This window comes from Jhaorihella thermophila (assembly GCF_900108275.1).
GTDB lineage: Bacteria > Pseudomonadota > Alphaproteobacteria > Rhodobacterales > Rhodobacteraceae > Jhaorihella > Jhaorihella thermophila.
Genome location: NZ_FNVD01000032.1, coordinates 1 through 15413, shown reverse-complemented (window position 1 = coordinate 15413; position 15413 = coordinate 1). Strand labels below are relative to the sequence as shown.

Here is a 15413-nt window from a genome sequence, read left to right as displayed (position 1 = left end):
CCATCGGCCCAGATGCGGCCAATGCCGGTGATCGGGCCTTCGCAGAGCGCGACGGCGAAGGAGGCGGTGTAGGAATACTCGGTGGTGGTGACCTTCGGTCCGCCGCCCTTGCCGCCGCCTTGGGTGGTGGTGGTGACATGCTCGGTGAAGTCAGTCGCCCAGATGATGTTGCCGCCAAGGCGCATGCGGCCGAAGACGCGGGGAATGGTGGTGCCTTCGGTGGCGGATGTCACCCGCAAGCTGTCGAGCCGCGCGCCCTCGTAGCGCTGGTCGGGCTGCAGGGAGCCCACGATCCAGCTGTCGACGACAGACCCCGCCATGGTGCCGATCGCGCCGCCGATGGTGGCGGCGGAGATGCCGAGGATGCCGCCGCCGATCGAGGCGCCGATGGCTTGACCGGCCAGACCGAGCACGAGCGTGGCCATTATCGCCTCCGGGGTTGCGGGTAGAGAAAGGCGAAGGCGAGACGCCGTTGCCAGGACCGGGTGAAGGGTTCCTCGATCACGCCCAGCCATTCGCGGGCGTGGATGAGTGTTCCGACGTCGGTCAGGATGCCGACATGCTTGGCAATGGCGCGCTCGCGCATGCGAAACATCAGGAGCGCGCCCGGTGGTGGATCATCCGGTGCCACCTCGATCATGCGTCCGCGGGCACCCTCGGCCAGCACTTCGACCGGCCCTGCCTCGCCCCAGTCCCGGCTGTAAGGAGGGATCGGGAAGGGTTCCGGGCCCACCACCTCGCGCCAGATGCCACGCGCGAGGCCGAGGCAGTCGCAGCCGACGCCGCGGACGCTCTGCTGGTCGTGATAGGGTGTGCCGAGCCAGGACCGCGCCGCCGCGATCACCTTCGCCGGCGCAACGGGGCGACGGATGAAGCCCGCGCTCACAGCACGCTCCCGTCATTCGCCTTCCCTTGGGAGGCGTAGCGCAGCACGGTGTCGTTGCCGGGGATATGCGGAAAGCCCCGGAAGTTGGCGGTGTTGGCGAAGCGATCGCGACAGGTCGCGAAGGCCTTGTCGCAGCCGGCGCGGATGGTGAAGGCGTCGTTCGCAGCAATGGGACTGCCAGGCGATTCCAGCAGCGTGATGACAGCCTCGCCGGTGGTGGCGACCTCATGGCGCTCCACCTCCACGCTCCTCCCGGCATTGGCGCCCGAGTCCCAGGTCAGCGTGCCAAAGGTGAAGAGCCCTGCGGCGAAACCGGAAAGCCCCGCCGCCGAGAAGGCGCGGGCTCGCAGCAGCACCGCAACCGTGCCGGTGCCCTTCCAGGCCGGGTTCTCGAGGTCGACCCCGCAACGCCCGTCACCCAGCACCGCGTCGCAACCGGCCTGGAAACTCCGCCCCACGGGCTGATCCAAAACATGGGCGAGGCTCCGCATCTCGGCGGTGAAGGCAACCCGCCCGCGCCGGATCTCGCCAATGGCCCCGCGCCGCATGAGCACGCGCTGGTCGGTATCCGCCCAGTTCACCCGCCAGACCTCGACCGCCGCGCCGTCCCAAAGCCCCGCGGCAATGTCCACCTCGGTGATGACACCGGACCGCAGCACGCCCTCCGCATCCTGCGCATCAACCGCAAGATCGGACCCCGCGCGCAGTTCCGAAGCCGCAAATCCGCTCTCTGGCTCGAAGCTCGTTCCATCGAAGCTGAGCATCCGATCATGGTCGGTGAAGCCGAACACCTGGCCGTCGGCGCGGGTGATGCGCCAGCACCAGGCAAGCGTGGTCGTGCCCTCGTCGAGATGGGTCTGCAGGGCTGGCGAGAGGGATTTCATCGGCAGGTCCCCGTCATGCGGTCATCGAGATCGGCGATCCAGTCCGCCCAGTCCGGCGGCACCGCCACCACCGACGCAGCGGGTGGCCGGGCCAGCCGCGCCTCGGCGTAGGAGATGCAGCCGACATCACCAGGCACCGTCGTTGTTGCGCAACCGCTCAGCAGGGTCGCCAGCGTCGCGGCCGTCGCGTACCGCATCACGGCCACGTTCGACCTTCCCGATTGTCTCTTCCAACGCATCGCGTTCCGCCTCCTCTTTGCCTGCGCGTCTGCCTTCGACGCGGCCCCAGATGCGGCCGAGGACGACGCCACCGACAGCACCCAGAGCGGCCACCAGCCAGATCACGAACTCAGCCATCGTCCCGCTCCCCACGCGCGGCGGCCACACAGTGGGCGACAATGAAGACGCCAAGGCAGCCGCCCACGATCATGCCTGCCAGAAACTCAGGCATCGCCGCGGAACCCGCGCTCGATCCGGTCGCGCAGGCCGATGAGCCCGAGACCGAGGAAGATCAGCCCCGCAGGCGAAGCGTCGCCCGAGCCAGCCAGCAGTGCGACGAGGCGAGAAAGTTCGCCAACCGGGCCCGTGGCGGGCAGCGCGACGGAGGCGATGCCGGTCAGCATGGCGAGCAGCCCCGCCCACCATGTCAGGGACTTGGGGCGAACGTAGCGCATGGGATCAGGTCCTCCGGATCAGGGTGGAAAGGAAATCGACCAAGCGAGCGAGCCAGCCGGTCGGCGCGTCGGGTTTGGAAGCGGACGGCGGCGGTGCTGGCGACGGGCGAAGCAGCAACAGGGCCTGCGTCTCGGTGAGCCAACGGACGGGGCGCGAGAAGTCGACGCATCCCTGCGCGTCAACATCCCAGACCGGGATGGTGCCGGTGGGATAGCGGCCGTGGCGGAACAGGTCCCGTTCGGCCTCGCGGCGCGGAATGATCGCCGCCGGGCGTCGCCAGTTCAGAAACGCGTCGGCGGCGGCTACGCGATTGCCGGCATTGAGATGCCGGGTCAGCGCGGCCTTTGCGATGCCGCCGGTGTTGTAGTGGAACGAGACCAGCGCATCGAACTCATGCGGCGCCAGCGGCACGGTCACGGCGCGCAGGACGTCGGCCTCGTAAGCAGACAGATCGGCGCGAAACACCCGGAACGCCTCGCGGATCCCGGCGTCCAGATCGTCCGGCATTCCGCGCGGCATCAGCGCCGGATCGGGCGGACCGGCGGCGGCGGTGTGGCCGATGCCAAAGGTCCAGGTGCCGGCGGAATCGCGGTAAGGCCCGGGGACGATGCCCTCGTGCCGGGCAAGGGCCATGAGGCCCCGGTCTGTCATGTGCATGGGGTTACCTCAGGAAGGAGAGGATCAGGATCAGCGCGGCGATGGCGAGGCCGATGCGCAGACGGTGAGCAAAGGCATCGCGCGGGTCGTCGGTCAGCCTCCGCAATCCGCGCAGGACACGGACGAGTTCAGTCATCGCGGCCCTCCCGCGCCTGGCGCAGGCGGGCGAGCACCAGCTCGATCACCGCCGGGCCGAAGACCCCGACGAGATAGGCGGCGGAACCGGCAGCCCCCCCGGCCGGGATCGCCTGCGGCGGCAGGCCGAGCCAGCTGGTGATCACCGCCATCGACAGGCTGCCCATGCCGGCCGCGATCAGCCCGCCCAGCAGGATGTGCCGTAGCGCATCGCGCAGGCGCATCTTCGTGGTCAGGGCGTTGGTGGCGCCCCCGAGCGCGCCCCAGGCGGCGAGGATCACCGCCGTCGATGCCGCGAGGTCGCGCAACACCGTCGCCACGAAACCGGAATTGTCGCTCATCGCCGGATCTCCAGAAGCGGAATGGAGGTGATCGAGCCGAGGCGCTCGAGATCGAGCGTCACGTCGAGCGTGTCGGTGTCGAAGCGGACGGGGACGTCGAACGCGAAGCCGGCAGTGATTGAGACGCCGGAGGCCGGGGCGGCGTTGAAGGTGACGAGGCCGGTGGTCGTGTCGATGGACCAGCCGGTGGCCTGCTCAACCCCGTCGATCGCAACCGTCACGCTGCCCGCGACCGGCTTGGTGATGGCCCGGTTCCAGGTCTGCGTGCCCGAGGCGTAGGCCTTCACAAGCTGGAAGTCGGTGGTGGTGCCATCCCCGGTGCCGATGAGTTGATCGGTCGCCGCGGGCGTCTGCGACGGCAAGCAGGACTTCCAGTCGGCCCAGTCCTTGAAGCGGAAGGCGTGAAGCCGGCCGTTGCGGGCCTCGAAGAAGGCGACGACGGCGGCGAGATCGTCCGCGCGGCGAATGCCATAAGCCACATCGTAGCGCCGGCGGCTGTTCGCCCAGCTCGCGTTGCGTTCTTCGTCGCCCGAGGCAAGCTCGACGATCTGCGTGCGCCGCTCTGGCCCGCCCCGCGCGCCCCGGCTGATATTGTCGGGAAACTGGACCTCGTGAAATGCCATGGCTCAGAGCGCCCTGCGTCCGAGCGACACCGCCCGGGCGATGTCGGCCGCGATCTGTGTCCGGGACTGCCGGAAGCTCTCCGCGTCGCGGGTGTTGATGTTGATGGTGACGCCACCGCCCGCACCGTAGGCCTGCGCCTCGCGGCGCGAAAGCACCCGTTCGCCCCGCTGCAGGATCGCGGGCACCTCGTCAGGGCGCAGGCCGGCCCAGGTGGGACCGCCCACTGCGCCACCGGCATGCATCCTGGGCGCCCCGGCGAAGGCCATGGCGGGGACCATGCGCGACGGCGCGGGCCCGCCGACCACACCGCCCGCGTGGAACACCCCAGCAAAGAGCCCGCCCGCGCCGCCAAGGATGCCCCCGAGGGCGCTGGCGAGTGGGCCAAGGATGAACCGCCGGGCGGCGAGCCGCGCCAGATCGGCAATGAGCGAGGTGACGAGATCGCGGAAGTCGAGTTTGCCGGACTGCACGAATTCCGCCACCGCGTCCTCGGCGCTTCTGAAGGCTCCGACGAGGCTCTGGCCGATATCGGCGCCGATGTCACGGGCCTTGGCGGCGTAATCGGCCAGTGTCGCAGTGACCGCCGCCCAGCCGATCGCGGCCTGCTCCGCGCCGTCGGCATTGGCCGCGCCCGCTGCCCGGCCCGCCTGACCGGCGGTGTCCAGCGCCTCCGTCACCCGGTCGGCCGCCTCAGCGGCTTGGTCGAGCGCATCCGCCCCGTCCTCGCCGCTTGCGCGCATCGCAGCTCGCAGCGCGTCCACGGCCTCGCGGACCCCATCGAAGGCGTGGGCGCGGGTATCCGCTGCGCGGTTGCGAAGGGTATCGGCCCGGTGGCCCGCGTTGCTGGCGGCATGGTTCAGGTAGGACGCGTAGCTCTGAGCCCCGAAGACGTCGATCCGCGCATCCGCCCCGATCCGCTCGGAGACCGCGTTGAAGGTCGGCCCGATCTGGGCGAGGAAGTCGGCCCATTTCTGGGACAGGAATGCCATGAGGCGGAGCCAGATGGCCTCGATGTCGGCACGCATCGCCCGGAAATCGTCGACGAAGGAGGTGACGGTGACCTTGATCCCGACCCAGACCGCCTTGGCGACATTGCCCATGAGCTCCAGCGCCTCGCCAAAGCCGCCGGCGCCGCGCACGAGCTTCGTGAACTGGTAGATCAGCTCCCCCGCACCGACGATGAGGGCGCTGATGCCGGTGCGGATGAGCGCCCCGCGCAGGACGACGAGCGCCGTAGCGAGGCCGCGCACGGACAAGGCAGCGGCGGCAAGGCCGGCCACCCAGCGGCTTGCGAGGAAACCCGCGAAGGTCGCGGCATAGGTCGTCAGACGACCGATATTGTCGAAGAGGCCGGTGATGGCCTTGCCGAGCGGGCCAGTCCTGCTGGCAACCACGGCCATGGCATCGGCCACCGCTTCCAGCGCCGGTGCGGCGGCAACGGCAAGCTGGTTCGCGAGCCCGCGCCAGATCAGCCCCAGCCGCGAGATCGCATCGTTGGTGCGTTCGATCTGGTCGGCGTCCGTCTCGGAGACCACGACCCCGAAGGCGCGCACGTCCTCGGTCGCCTGGCGCAGCGTGGCGGTGTCGATCCGCGACATGGCAATCGAGCCTTCCTCGCCGAAGAGCTGGCCCGCGACGGCGGCACGCTCGGCGGCGGGCACGAAGTCCTCGATGGCGGCATTGATCGCGCCGACGCGCTCGTCGAGTGGGAGGGCCAGCAGGTCGGCGGCCGAGAGCCCGAGCCGGTCCAGCGCCTGCGCGGCCGGGCCGCCACCGGCCGCGGCCTGGCTCAGCCGCCGGGTCAGGTCCTTGGTCGCCTGCTCGATGCCTGACATCGACACGCCGGCGAGTTCCCCTGCACGTTCCAGCGTCTGGATCGAGGCGACGGTGGTGCCCAGCGATTGCGCGAGCTTGGCCTGCGCATCGACGGTCTGCAGGCCGGAGCGGACCATGGCGACGCCTGCGGCCGTGGCAGCGGCGACGGCAGCGGCAGCGGCCACCCGCACGCGTCGCGCAAAGCCCGCGAGTCGGGCGTTGGCCGCTTCCATTTCTCGGCTCAAACGGCCGAAGCCGCGGGCGCCGGCTTCACCCACGCCTTGCAGTTCGGCGCGGACCTGCCGTCCGCCGACCGCCGCGAGGCGGACGGACACACGCTTCTCAGCCATCGGAATGTTCCATCTGTTCGTTGAGCTTGGCCACCATCACCGCTTCGATGACGGGCAAGAGTTCGGCCGTGGCGACGGGCGGCACGCCGAGGGCGTCTCCGAGCAAGAGCGCCGCCGCCATGTCCCAGCCGATCACGGCGCCGGGCAGCAGGCGAAGCTGGCCGCCGAGACGCCCGACCAGGTCCCAGACCTGCCAGCCCTCAAAAGTCAGCGGCCGGTTCAGCCGCGCCGGGCAGTCCGGACAGGCTTGCGCACAGGCGTCGCAGTATCGCTCGCCCCCGCCGAAGGACCACTCGGCAAGGGCGCGGAGGCGTTTTTTTCCTGCTCCAGAAGGAGGCCCTTCGAGACGTAAGCGAGCTGGAAGGCCTCGAAAATCGGCCAAATGTCGAGAAGAGCATCGATTGCCTCGGGGCTCGGATCGATGGGCTGGCTGTTGGCGTCGCCCACGCCCTCCCAGGCAAGCACCGCGCGGCGGGCCAGCGCCTTGGCGAATGCCAACGCGCGCTCCTCGTCGGAGGCCTCCCGGGGCACCGCCTCCACTACGGGGTCGCTGCGCGTCGCCACCATCAGCGCGGTGGTCAGCGGCCGCAGTTGCACGCGGACGCCGGGAGCGAGGTCGTGCCAGCGCGGTTCGTTGGAAAGATCGAGCGTCAACATGGTCAGTAATTCCCCACCTGGTTCTTGAGGACGACCGTGCACATCTGCCCGGCCACGGAATCGTAGGCCGCCTGCCAGTCGAAGCTGGCCTGGATGCCCTGCGGCCCCTGGATTTCCACCCGAGGGCGCGGGAGATAGACCGCATGGGCGGTGATGGTCAGGCTGACATTCGCCGAGATCACCCAGGAGAACTCGAGGCTGGCCGCCGTACCGTTCAGCGCCTGGTCCATCAGCGTGGTGTCGGCAAAGCGCACGTCGATCTTGCCGGTCAGCGCGGCAATCGAGGGATCGGCCCCGTCGATGCGGCCATCGTTGCGGATGGTCTCGATCCGCTCGACATTGTTGGCATAGGTCAGGTCCGCCGAGACGATATTGCCCAAGGCCGTGCCGCTCCGCTTGATCGCGCCATTGAAATGTCCGAAGCGCTGGAGGGCATAGGCTGTCGGCGTTCCAGCGGCGGTGGATGTCGCGACAGTCTCCCCCTGTGCCACCAGCTTCACATCTGCCGTCAGCAGGCCGGAGCGCTGCATGGCGATGCTCAGTTGATCGAGCACGCAGCCGGTGTACATGGCAAAACGCGGGATCTCGGGCATGGCCACCTCGATGGCCATGCTGGGCAGCGACCACGAGCCCGACTTGAAGGTGTGGGTCTTGTTGGTGGTCCCCGTCGTCGTCGGCGCCCCGAAGGCCGCCTTGAGCCAGAAGCCGAAGGCCTCAGCATCGAGCGGAACGGTGATGTCGCCATCGGCCGTCACAGCGTCCTTGATCGGCGCCAGCGGATCGCGGCCATAGCCGAGCAGCTCCGAGGCCAGCAGCGGCTGCTCGGCCCCGAGCGAAGCGCTGGCGAAGGGCATCTGCATGAAGCCCGAGGCCGGCGCGGTGCCATAGGTCGTCTCGAACGCGGCCGCGAGCTGCGACCGCGCCCCCTGGGCGCGTGCCATGGTGTTCTCCTGAGGTTGTTGCGGTCAGGCCAAGGGATCGGCCGTGGTGTAGTGCAGGACGACTGGAATAACGGCCGCCTTAAGGCTCGCCGCCCCCTCGACGGCCAGATCGACCGGCCGCGGGGCTTCCGCCTCGACCCAGTCGCAGAGCCCGCCCAAGGTTCGATCGGCGGCGAGGGCCGCGCCAATGCTGGCGCAGAGCGTGTCGAAGGTGGCGTCGCGGTCGGCGCCCAGCACGACCACCTCGATCTCCGCCCGGTGCTGGTAATGATACGCGAGCGGCGACAGCGTCACCTCGGGTTCCCCCGGCTCGCCGTCGCGCAGGATCAGCAGCCCCTCGGCCGGCACGCGCTCGGGCAGCACATCACCCCGCAGTGCGGTGGCGGGCACGGTTTGCAGGGCTGCGAGCAGGGCCTGCAGGATGGTTTCGCGGGGGGTGGGCATCGAAGCGGGCCTTGTTGGTTTTCTGGTTAATGCAGCTTTGGTGGCAGCGAACGCTCTGGAGAATGCTCATTAACCAATTGCTGGTAACTTTCGTCCCGCAGTTCGTCGGGAGTCTCCATGCAGCAGAGTTTTCGGGAATTCCTCCGCCACGGCGGAAACGGCCAGTTCATCCTCACTGCGCACAAGGGAACGGTGTACGGGTATCGCGCTCATATTTCGGTCAAATTCCTTGTTCCCGGCCATTCCGAACTTCGCGCCGATTTCGCCGCCGAGCTGGACCGCGTAATCGCCAACAATGCGCGGATGCTGCTGAATGCGCTGACGCCACCGGACTCCGTCCCTTGGGTGACGGAAACGGACCTGCGGGATGTTTCCGACGCGAAGGAAGAAGCGCTCCGCCAATGGGATGAGCGTCTGACTGCCATTTACGCTCAGTATCAAACCCATCCGCAGCGCCTGCGCCCGTTGCGGGCCAGCATGGAAGAACGCCTGCTCAGGGCCTTTGCGGGCCTGATCAACCAGCTCAGACAGCAAGACCTCGGCATCGAGCGATATATCTGGCGGTCGCAGGATGATGCCAGGGTCCGCGCCAGCCATTCGGAGTATGACGACCATGTCTTCCGTTGGGACGAACCAACTGAGGGCGGCCACCCGGGCCAGGCGCACAACTGCCGGTGTTACGCAGAACCAATCCGTCCCGGTGACCCGAGCGCCGTAACCTTTGTCGACTATGTGCCCACCGGAGAGGGCTATCCTCTCCAAGACCTCGCCGAACATGAGGCCAAGGGCGGGCATACGATCAAACTGCATGTCGGCAAGAGCGAAGCCTTCCTCATCGGCATGGTCACCGTGCCACAAGCCCAGTCGCTGTTCTACACGGTCTACCGCTGGCGCCACGGTTCCTTCAGTTCGCTCGCGGCCGCAGAAAGGTTGACGAACGCGAACCTCTCCCGCAATGCAGACGTTGTGAATGCAGTCGCCACTGGACGAGTGGAGGACGCTTTCATCACGAGTACCTTTTCTAGCGTGACGGGGCAGGAGGCATATCGGTTGACCCGAAGGGCTTCCTCGCCAATTCGGTTGCGGACAACCTACGGTGTGGGGACGTACATTCGCCATGCGCCGGATATGCCGAATGGCTTCATAATCATAACATCCTATCCAAGGAACGAATAACATGAAACCGCCCCAAGCCTTCCATGACTTTACGCTGCAGTTCCACCAGGATCTTGACGTGGTCTATCCGGATTGGGGGTCTGACTCCCCCACGGCTCGCCATGACATCTACGAGAGCTTCCGCGGGAGATATGGCGATCAGGCGGTGCATGAACTGAATGCTTTTTTCGACAGACTGCTGTCCGACGAGCATGTCGATCTTGAGGATTTGTGGTTCAAAGAGTCCAAGGCTGACTGGGTCATTTCCAGTGAAGGAATTCGGAGGCTTTTCAAAGATTTCCAGGTATGGGTGTCTTCCTTGAGATAGCGCCAACAGCACATCACGACCCTCTGTTTTCGACCCAGTTCGCCACGATCAGCCCCGGCACGCTGTCGAGCGCGCGCTCGGCATCCCGGTCAAGGTCGAGCCGCTTTGGCAGCCTGACCTGCGGGACCAGCAGGAAGATCGGCACGGTGGCGCGGCCGCGGCCGGTCTTCGAACGGGAGGCCACGCCTAGGCCCTTGGTGTTGAGCCGCCCGTCAGCGACCAGCAGGCTCGGCCCCCGCCGGCGATAGACGAAACGCAGGCGCAGGCCGCGCCGCCGCTCCCATTCGCCGGGGGTCAGCTTCGCCCCGCGCCGCCCCTTGCCGGCGGCGGGCAGCGGGATCGCCAGCCAGAAGCCGTCGCGAGAGCGGATGAGCGGGCCGGTGTCATGGGCGCCGACGATGACGGGCGCCTTCGACCAGACCAGCGCCGCCGCGTTCAGGCTCTCGCCGGCCTTCGGGTAGGTCTGGCTCCGGATCGAGTTGGCGAGCCGAAGCCCGAGCCCGGCGCCCGTGATCTGCCCTCGCCAGGCGGTCTTGAGCCCGGTCCCGGCCTCACGCATGGCGGCGGTGACGGCCTTCTCGCCCGCCTTCACCTCGGCGGCCATGGCGGCGACGAGATCCGACGTGACGTCGAGCTTCAGTTTCATCGCAGGTCACGCAGGGCGCAGGTCCACGGTCCAGACCAGCCGCTCGCGGTCGCGGACGGGCTCGCCCTGGACGAGGAAGGCCGCGCCGTCGATCTCGATGCGGTCGCCGGGGCGCGGGTTTGCGACCTCGGCCACACGCAGATCCACCCGCGTCGTTTCCGACCAAAGGCGCGCATCGCCGAAGCCGGTGACGTCGTCGGGCCGGCGCAGGATGGCGCGCACCAGCACGGGCGCGCCGCCCTCGGCGGTGTAGACCACGTCGCGGCCGAGATGCGGGTCGGCGAAGAGCGCGTCGAGGGCGACGGCGAAGGCCGTCATCAGGTCCGCCTTGCGCTGCGCAGCACCTGCGGGCGGGTGCAGATCGGGAGCGGGTTCGACTCGATCTCGAGCCGCACCCATTCGTCGCGGTCGCGGTCGGGGATCGAGCGGGCGTAGAGCGGCAGGCCGAGCGTGTTGACGGTCTCGAAGGTGTCGGCCGGAGCGTAGTAGATCTCGAAGAGCCCCTCGACGCCCTCGGGGTAGAAGAAGGCCTTGTCGGGCGGTACGCCGAAGGCGGCGTTGCCCCGGTAGCGGCGGAAGGCGATGCCGCCGAAGCTGACCTCGTCGGCGACGCGCGAGCGCAGATCGGCCGCGGCGGCGGTGTTGAGATAGGTCTCGCGCACCTCCTTGTGGGCGACGAGATCGGCGAAGAAGGCCGAGCCGCATTCCGCGCGCAGCTGCACCGCGCCGGTGGAGAGGCCGCCGAGGCTGTCCTCGACGCTTTCGATCAGCGCCTGGCATTTCTTGCGAAGGGCGCCCGAGGCGGGATTGGTGGCGGCAAGATCGAAGTTCACCTCTGCCGCCGGGGTGATGGCGAACTCGGTGAAGTAGTCGATCACGGTGGCCCCGTCCTTCGGATCGAGCACCTTGCCCTGGATGCCGTTCAGCAGGTGATACTCGAAGGTGGCCTCGGCATCATTGCGCAGACGGCGCAGGCGGCGGGCGACCTCGGCCTGGATCTGCTGGGTCTCGGACTCGGACCCGAAGGCGCGGATGCCCTGGATTTCAGAGGCCCAGAGCACGTCCTGTTTCTTGAACTGGCGGCAGACGAAGGCCCGCACGTCGCGTCGTTCCGGGATCTGCTGCTCATAAGCCGAGCCGCGCTCGGAGAACGGAATCAGCGACAGCGTGCCGTCGCGGCTCTCGATGACGACGGTGCGGGACCGCACGCCGCGATCGGCAAAGAGGCCGGAGCCCGAGAGGGTGGCGGGCTTGAAGGGGATGTTTTCGAGCGCGCGGGTAAGCTCTATCACCGAGAAGGCATCGGTGTCGAAGATGTCCATGGTGGGCATCGCGTGTTCCTTTCAGTGTTGGGGGTGTCAGCGCACCAGGATGCCGGCGGCGGCGAGCGCGGCATGGGCGGCATCGATCTCGGGCTGGGTCGGCGTGCCGGTGAACACCAGATCGTTGGCGTTGACGATGGCCGGACCGCGCAGCAGCACCACCGCGTTCACATCGGCGGTGGTGGCATCGGCCTTGCCCCAGAGGACGGCTACGGCAGTCTCGGTGCCATCGGTGGCGGCCGGATCATGGGCGGCGTATTTGCCGCTTGCCGTGATCTTGCCCAGCACGGTGCCGGGCTGCAGGACCGTGTTTGCACCGTCGGTGGCGATGGTGACGACCTCGCGGGTGTAGTCGCGGAAGGCTTCCCAGACGAGAAAGCCGCCAGCGTGGGTGGTTTCGGTGAGCGTGGTCATGGTTGGTTATCCTTTGCGCTTGAAGGTTCGGGCGATCACATCACCCCACGGTTTGGCCTGAGGCGCGGGCCCCGGTTGCGGATGCGTGGCGGAGATGTCGGGGTCGGCCGCGGCGCGGGCGTCGATCAGCGCCTTGCGGACATCCTCGAGGCTGGTTTCCGCCTCGAGAAAGCCCGCCGCCATTTGCGGCTGCCCGGCGAGGCGGCAGAGATCGACGACGGTTTTGGCGTAGGCCATGGCTTCCGTGCGGATGGTTGCGGGATCAGGTTCCGGGCCGGCTTTGGATCCGACAGCAGGTTTCGGAGCCGGTTCCGGTTCGACCGTGACGGGGTCGGCCTTCGCCTTCATCGTCGCCACAATCGCTTCCGGCGTATTCCTGAACCCGCTCATATCAAACCGCGCGGCCATCTTGACCGGCGCGGCCAAGGTGTCGGCGAGCCCCATGTCGATCGCCTCGGACGCATCGAACCAGGTTTCCGCCGCCATCAGCTTGGCAATCTCGTCCTCCGCCTTGCCGGACTTGGCGGCATAACCCTTGATGAGCGAGGCCCCGACCTTGTCGAGTGCCTCCGCCATCGACCGCATATCGGCCGCCGTGCCCATCACCAGCCCGGACGGATCATGGATCATCAGAAAGGCGTTTTCCGGCATGATGATTTCATCGCCCGCCATGGCGATGTAGGAGGCGGCCGAGGCGGCAATGCCGTCGATGGTGACAGTGACATTGCCGGCATGGCGCTTCAGCGTATTGTAGATCGCCACCGCATCGAACACCGAGCCGCCGGGGCTGTTGAGCCTGAGCGTCAAGGGAGCCGCATCCGGCAGCTTGCCGAGATCGGCCAGAAACGCCTTCGCGCTGACGCCATAGGCGCCGATTTCGTCATAGATGGAGATTTCCGCGCCCTCATCGAGGGCGCAGATCGAATACCAGGTTTTCATGGATCACTTTCCCTTGTCTGGATCAGCCTGCTTTTGCGGCGTGGCCCGCGGCCCCTGGGCCTCCCCGGGGCTGGTGCTGTAATGGAGGCCCAGAGCCGCGGCCCGCGCCGCATCCGCCGCATTCTCGCGGTCGATTTCCTCGATGTCGTAGCCGGTGGCCTCGACCGCCTTGCGCCGTGACATGAGCCCCGCGTTGATGCCCAGAAGCTGCGCCTGAATGTCCTTCAGCGGATCGACCCAATCCCAGCGCGGCGGGATCCAGTGCACCGCCCTGGCTGCCCTGATGTCCGGCAGATCGAGCGCGCCCGAGAGCGCCGCCGTCTCGAGCCAGCGTTGCCAGACCGGCCGGCAGAACTGATGCGCCATCACCCCATGCTGCAACTGGCCGATCCGGCGGCGGAACTCGACCAGTTCGGCGCGCAAGCTCGAATAGTTCGCCTGGCGCACATCGCCGGTGACCAGGTGGTACGGCAGCCCCAGTGAGGCCGAGATCGCCAGCAGGGTGCGATACTGGAACGCCTCGTAACCGCCACCCACATCGGCGGGGCTCGAGAACTTGATGTCCTCGCCCGGCAGCAAGACCTGCAGGGTGCCGGGTTCCAGACTGGCGATGCCGATCCCGGTGCCCTCGTCCTCGATCTCCCCCATCATCGGATCTTCGGGGGCATTCTTTGTGACAAAGCCCGCGAACATCGCGGCGGTCTTCTTTCGATCAAGTTCCGCATCGTCGTATTGATCGAGCAGGAACAGCCGAACCATGGCCGGCGCCACATGCGGCAGGCCCCGGATCTGACCCGCATCGATGGCACGGTAGATGTGCAGCACGTCCTCGGCGGGCACGCGCGTCGTTGCCGGGATCACCTCCCCATGGTCCGTGCTGTCTCCGGGGTGGCGACGGCGGAAGTGGTAGGCAACGCGCCGCCCGATCCGGTCGAACTCGATCCCGCAGCGGATGCGGTTGCCGTTGGCGGCGGTTTCGGTTTTCTCGAAGGGCAGCATTTCCGACTGCAGCAGCTGCAACTGCATCGGCACCAGCAGACCATCCTCGGCGCGGCGCGGCCGAATACGCACGAAGCATTCCCCGGCCACGAACATCTCGCGCGCGATCATCGCTTGCAGTCCGTAGAAGTCGGTGAGACCATCGGCGTCCGCCTGATCGGTCCAGGCGAGCCACAGGCGCTGAACCCGGTCGCGCAACTCCCCGTCCTCGATCAGCGACGAGGGCTTGATCCCGTCGCCGACCAGATTGGCCGCGTAGGCCTCGCAGGCATTGGCGGCATAGCCATTGGTGACCACCAGTTCGCGCGAGCGGGCCAGCAGACGCGGACCGCCCGACGCCACCAGCGCGTTAATGTTCTCGAGCGGCGGGTTCCAGCCGCGCAGCCGACGGCGCGCCATCGCCCCTTCAAGGCGGGCGCGCACGGCGGAGGGGCCGCCGGATTTCTGGCGGCGGAAGGCATCAAACAGGCCCATCACAATCCCTTGGTCGTGGTCACGCGGACCTGACGGATCATCCTGCGACCCTCGAGTGTGGCGATCTCGCGGTTGAGCACATCGATGGCGCGATCGATTTCCGCGAGGCTGCGGTATTCCACCGTTTTGCCATCATAGCTGACCCGGGCCACACCACTCGCGCGCGCGGCCGTGAGCGCATCCCGGCGGGTTTGAATCTCAGCAAGTGTGGCCATGTTTATCCCATGTATTTCGAGCGCACGGATCGGCGCTGGCGCACGGGCCTCGCTGACCGCGACACCGCCGGCGCCGGGGCACCCCGTTCGGGCGGCGCGACTTGCCGCGCCAGTTCATCCCATTGCTTTTCTGACCAGCGATCCGCCCCGAGGATCCAGGCGCCGGCACGGGCGTAGACCCGGCAGTCGAGAGCCTCGTTGCGTTCCCTGAGTTTCTGCCATTCGAGCTTCGCAAAGCCCCGCTTGTTTCTCACCGTTACCAGCTGCTCGGCGACGAGTTGCTTGAGCCACTCGCTGTCGGCCCAGCCCGGCAGGTGAACGGTGCCAGGCGGGTATGCGGCGCCGGCCGCGATCTCTTCCACCGTCGGACGGTCCTGGCGCAGGAAGCGGTAGGTCTCGGCCTTGAAGGTCGAGGTGGCCACCGTCCAGAGCCGCGCGCCCCGGCGCAGGCGTTTGCCGGCGATGGTGGCATCGACATAAGTCGGGCCCGTCACCGGCGTCGCCCGGTTGAA

General features: G+C 67.7%; 24 protein-coding genes and 1 pseudogene. 2 read left to right on the top strand and 23 right to left on the bottom strand.

All coding sequences use genetic code 11. The features are described 5' to 3' along the window. The 15 genes and pseudogenes from C4S70_RS17485 to C4S70_RS17425 form a co-directional block, all read right to left on the bottom strand. A pseudogene (locus C4S70_RS17485) lies at nt 1–425 on the bottom strand (baseplate multidomain protein megatron); the annotation flags it as partial. Continuing rightward, nucleotides 425–886 carry an NlpC/P60 family protein gene (locus C4S70_RS17480; RefSeq protein ID WP_235003881.1) on the bottom strand — a complete coding sequence of 154 codons (462 nt, stop codon included), beginning with the start codon at nt 884–886 and terminating at the stop codon, nt 425–427. The gene C4S70_RS17480 and the pseudogene C4S70_RS17485, both read right to left, overlap by 1 nt. Beyond that, complete coding sequence (locus C4S70_RS17475; RefSeq protein WP_104009380.1) at nt 883–1770, bottom strand: DUF2163 domain-containing protein; 888 nt, start codon at nt 1768–1770, stop codon at nt 883–885. The genes C4S70_RS17480 and C4S70_RS17475 overlap by 4 nt, the downstream gene beginning before the upstream one ends. Next, a complete protein-coding gene (locus tag C4S70_RS18730) occupies nt 1767–1907 on the bottom strand; it encodes a hypothetical protein (protein WP_160114907.1) in 141 nt (46 codons plus the stop codon). The genes C4S70_RS17475 and C4S70_RS18730 overlap by 4 nt, the downstream gene beginning before the upstream one ends. Next, nucleotides 1897–2127 (bottom strand): hypothetical protein, encoded by a 231-nt coding sequence (locus tag C4S70_RS17470; protein ID WP_146064256.1) that lies wholly within the window; start codon nt 2125–2127, stop codon nt 1897–1899. The genes C4S70_RS18730 and C4S70_RS17470 overlap by 11 nt, the downstream gene beginning before the upstream one ends. Before the next feature lie 86 nt (nt 2128–2213). After that, the gene (locus tag C4S70_RS17465; protein WP_104009378.1) at nt 2214–2444 is read right to left on the bottom strand and encodes a hypothetical protein; all 231 of its coding nucleotides are present in this window, start codon (nt 2442–2444) and stop codon (nt 2214–2216) included. A 4-nt stretch (nt 2445–2448) separates the two neighbouring features. After that, nucleotides 2449–3102, bottom strand: coding sequence for a lysozyme (locus C4S70_RS17460; protein WP_104009377.1), 654 nt, complete (start codon nt 3100–3102; stop codon nt 2449–2451). A 4-nt stretch (nt 3103–3106) separates the two neighbouring features. After that, nucleotides 3107–3238: a hypothetical protein gene (locus C4S70_RS19340; protein WP_268807795.1), complete on the bottom strand. Its 132-nt coding sequence runs from the start codon at nt 3236–3238 to the stop codon at nt 3107–3109. Continuing rightward, nucleotides 3231–3578: a Clp protease/crotonase-like domain-containing protein gene (locus C4S70_RS17455; RefSeq protein WP_104009376.1), complete on the bottom strand. Its 348-nt coding sequence runs from the start codon at nt 3576–3578 to the stop codon at nt 3231–3233. The genes C4S70_RS19340 and C4S70_RS17455 overlap by 8 nt, the downstream gene beginning before the upstream one ends. Further along, nucleotides 3575–4201, bottom strand: coding sequence for a DUF2460 domain-containing protein (locus C4S70_RS17450; RefSeq protein WP_104009375.1), 627 nt, complete (start codon nt 4199–4201; stop codon nt 3575–3577). The genes C4S70_RS17455 and C4S70_RS17450 overlap by 4 nt, the downstream gene beginning before the upstream one ends. Before the next feature lie 3 nt (nt 4202–4204). After that, complete coding sequence (locus C4S70_RS17445) at nt 4205–6367, bottom strand: phage tail tape measure C-terminal domain-containing protein (protein WP_104009374.1); 2163 nt, start codon at nt 6365–6367, stop codon at nt 4205–4207. Then, a complete protein-coding gene (locus tag C4S70_RS19255; protein WP_235003880.1) occupies nt 6360–6503 on the bottom strand; it encodes a DUF7697 family protein in 144 nt (47 codons plus the stop codon). Before C4S70_RS19255 ends, C4S70_RS17445 begins: the two co-directional genes overlap by 8 nt. A gap of 83 nt (nt 6504–6586) precedes the next feature. Continuing rightward, the gene (locus tag C4S70_RS17435) at nt 6587–7024 is read right to left on the bottom strand and encodes a hypothetical protein (RefSeq protein ID WP_104009373.1); all 438 of its coding nucleotides are present in this window, start codon (nt 7022–7024) and stop codon (nt 6587–6589) included. Between the two features lie 2 nt (nt 7025–7026). Next, the gene (locus tag C4S70_RS17430) at nt 7027–7965 is read right to left on the bottom strand and encodes a phage tail tube protein (RefSeq protein ID WP_104009372.1); all 939 of its coding nucleotides are present in this window, start codon (nt 7963–7965) and stop codon (nt 7027–7029) included. Between the two features lie 24 nt (nt 7966–7989). Then, nucleotides 7990–8409 carry an acyl-CoA transferase gene (locus C4S70_RS17425; RefSeq protein WP_104009371.1) on the bottom strand — a complete coding sequence of 140 codons (420 nt, stop codon included), beginning with the start codon at nt 8407–8409 and terminating at the stop codon, nt 7990–7992. A 117-nt stretch (nt 8410–8526) separates the two neighbouring features. Between C4S70_RS17425 and C4S70_RS17420 the strand changes: the two genes are divergently transcribed. Together C4S70_RS17420 and C4S70_RS17415 are read left to right on the top strand one after the other, a co-directional pair. Beyond that, nucleotides 8527–9585 (top strand): phage minor head protein, encoded by a 1059-nt coding sequence (locus C4S70_RS17420; protein WP_104009370.1) that lies wholly within the window; start codon nt 8527–8529, stop codon nt 9583–9585. 1 nt (nt 9586) lies between these two features. Beyond that, nucleotides 9587–9892, top strand: a complete 306-nt coding sequence (locus C4S70_RS17415; RefSeq protein WP_104009369.1) for a hypothetical protein — start codon at nt 9587–9589, stop codon at nt 9890–9892. A 13-nt stretch (nt 9893–9905) separates the two neighbouring features. On the opposite strand, the gene C4S70_RS17410 is transcribed toward C4S70_RS17415, so the two are convergent. From C4S70_RS17410 to C4S70_RS17375, 8 genes are all read right to left on the bottom strand, one after another. Continuing rightward, complete coding sequence (locus C4S70_RS17410) at nt 9906–10538, bottom strand: DUF6441 family protein (protein WP_104009368.1); 633 nt, start codon at nt 10536–10538, stop codon at nt 9906–9908. A gap of 6 nt (nt 10539–10544) precedes the next feature. Beyond that, nucleotides 10545–10856, bottom strand: a complete 312-nt coding sequence (locus C4S70_RS17405; protein ID WP_104009367.1) for a head-tail joining protein — start codon at nt 10854–10856, stop codon at nt 10545–10547. Beyond that, nucleotides 10856–11869 carry a major capsid protein gene (locus C4S70_RS17400; RefSeq protein WP_104009366.1) on the bottom strand — a complete coding sequence of 338 codons (1014 nt, stop codon included), beginning with the start codon at nt 11867–11869 and terminating at the stop codon, nt 10856–10858. Before C4S70_RS17400 ends, C4S70_RS17405 begins: the two co-directional genes overlap by 1 nt. A 27-nt stretch (nt 11870–11896) precedes the next feature. Beyond that, complete coding sequence (locus C4S70_RS17395; RefSeq protein ID WP_104009365.1) at nt 11897–12274, bottom strand: head decoration protein; 378 nt, start codon at nt 12272–12274, stop codon at nt 11897–11899. 6 nt (nt 12275–12280) lie between these two features. Next, on the bottom strand, nt 12281–13213 hold the full coding sequence (locus C4S70_RS17390) for a head maturation protease, ClpP-related (RefSeq protein ID WP_104009364.1): 933 nt from the start codon (nt 13211–13213) through the stop codon (nt 12281–12283). A gap of 3 nt (nt 13214–13216) precedes the next feature. Further along, the gene (locus C4S70_RS17385) at nt 13217–14686 is read right to left on the bottom strand and encodes a phage portal protein (protein ID WP_235003879.1); all 1470 of its coding nucleotides are present in this window, start codon (nt 14684–14686) and stop codon (nt 13217–13219) included. Further along, nucleotides 14686–14901 carry a phage head-tail joining protein gene (locus C4S70_RS17380; protein WP_104009363.1) on the bottom strand — a complete coding sequence of 72 codons (216 nt, stop codon included), beginning with the start codon at nt 14899–14901 and terminating at the stop codon, nt 14686–14688. The genes C4S70_RS17385 and C4S70_RS17380 overlap by 1 nt, the downstream gene beginning before the upstream one ends. A 2-nt stretch (nt 14902–14903) precedes the next feature. After that, nucleotides 14904–15413: terminase gpA endonuclease subunit (locus C4S70_RS17375; protein ID WP_200822805.1), on the bottom strand; the 510-nt coding region annotated here is incomplete at its 5' end.

Bases quoted from the DNA above. Each gene is read 5' to 3' on its own strand.
- C4S70_RS17475 (WP_104009380.1), bottom strand. From the start codon at position 1,770: ATGAAATCCCTCTCGCCAGCCCTGCAGACCCATCTCGACGAGGGCACG.
- C4S70_RS17470 (WP_146064256.1), bottom strand. From the start codon at position 2,127: ATGGCTGAGTTCGTGATCTGGCTGGTGGCCGCTCTGGGTGCTGTCGGT.
- C4S70_RS17465 (WP_104009378.1), bottom strand. From the start codon at position 2,444: ATGCGCTACGTTCGCCCCAAGTCCCTGACATGGTGGGCGGGGCTGCTC.
- C4S70_RS17460 (WP_104009377.1), bottom strand. From the start codon at position 3,102: ATGCACATGACAGACCGGGGCCTCATGGCCCTTGCCCGGCACGAGGGC.
- C4S70_RS19340 (WP_268807795.1), bottom strand. From the start codon at position 3,238: ATGACTGAACTCGTCCGTGTCCTGCGCGGATTGCGGAGGCTGACCGAC.
- C4S70_RS17455 (WP_104009376.1), bottom strand. From the start codon at position 3,578: ATGAGCGACAATTCCGGTTTCGTGGCGACGGTGTTGCGCGACCTCGCG.
- C4S70_RS17450 (WP_104009375.1), bottom strand. From the start codon at position 4,201: ATGGCATTTCACGAGGTCCAGTTTCCCGACAATATCAGCCGGGGCGCG.
- C4S70_RS17445 (WP_104009374.1), bottom strand. From the start codon at position 6,367: ATGGCTGAGAAGCGTGTGTCCGTCCGCCTCGCGGCGGTCGGCGGACGG.
- C4S70_RS17435 (WP_104009373.1), bottom strand. From the start codon at position 7,024: ATGTTGACGCTCGATCTTTCCAACGAACCGCGCTGGCACGACCTCGCT.
- C4S70_RS17430 (WP_104009372.1), bottom strand. From the start codon at position 7,965: ATGGCACGCGCCCAGGGGGCGCGGTCGCAGCTCGCGGCCGCGTTCGAG.
- C4S70_RS17425 (WP_104009371.1), bottom strand. From the start codon at position 8,409: ATGCCCACCCCCCGCGAAACCATCCTGCAGGCCCTGCTCGCAGCCCTG.
- C4S70_RS17420 (WP_104009370.1), top strand. From the start codon at position 8,527: ATGCAGCAGAGTTTTCGGGAATTCCTCCGCCACGGCGGAAACGGCCAG.
- C4S70_RS17415 (WP_104009369.1), top strand. From the start codon at position 9,587: ATGAAACCGCCCCAAGCCTTCCATGACTTTACGCTGCAGTTCCACCAG.
- C4S70_RS17410 (WP_104009368.1), bottom strand. From the start codon at position 10,538: ATGAAACTGAAGCTCGACGTCACGTCGGATCTCGTCGCCGCCATGGCC.
- C4S70_RS17405 (WP_104009367.1), bottom strand. From the start codon at position 10,856: ATGACGGCCTTCGCCGTCGCCCTCGACGCGCTCTTCGCCGACCCGCAT.
- C4S70_RS17400 (WP_104009366.1), bottom strand. From the start codon at position 11,869: ATGCCCACCATGGACATCTTCGACACCGATGCCTTCTCGGTGATAGAG.
- C4S70_RS17395 (WP_104009365.1), bottom strand. From the start codon at position 12,274: ATGACCACGCTCACCGAAACCACCCACGCTGGCGGCTTTCTCGTCTGG.
- C4S70_RS17390 (WP_104009364.1), bottom strand. From the start codon at position 13,213: ATGAAAACCTGGTATTCGATCTGCGCCCTCGATGAGGGCGCGGAAATC.
- C4S70_RS17385 (WP_235003879.1), bottom strand. From the start codon at position 14,686: ATGGGCCTGTTTGATGCCTTCCGCCGCCAGAAATCCGGCGGCCCCTCC.
- C4S70_RS17380 (WP_104009363.1), bottom strand. From the start codon at position 14,901: ATGGCCACACTTGCTGAGATTCAAACCCGCCGGGATGCGCTCACGGCC.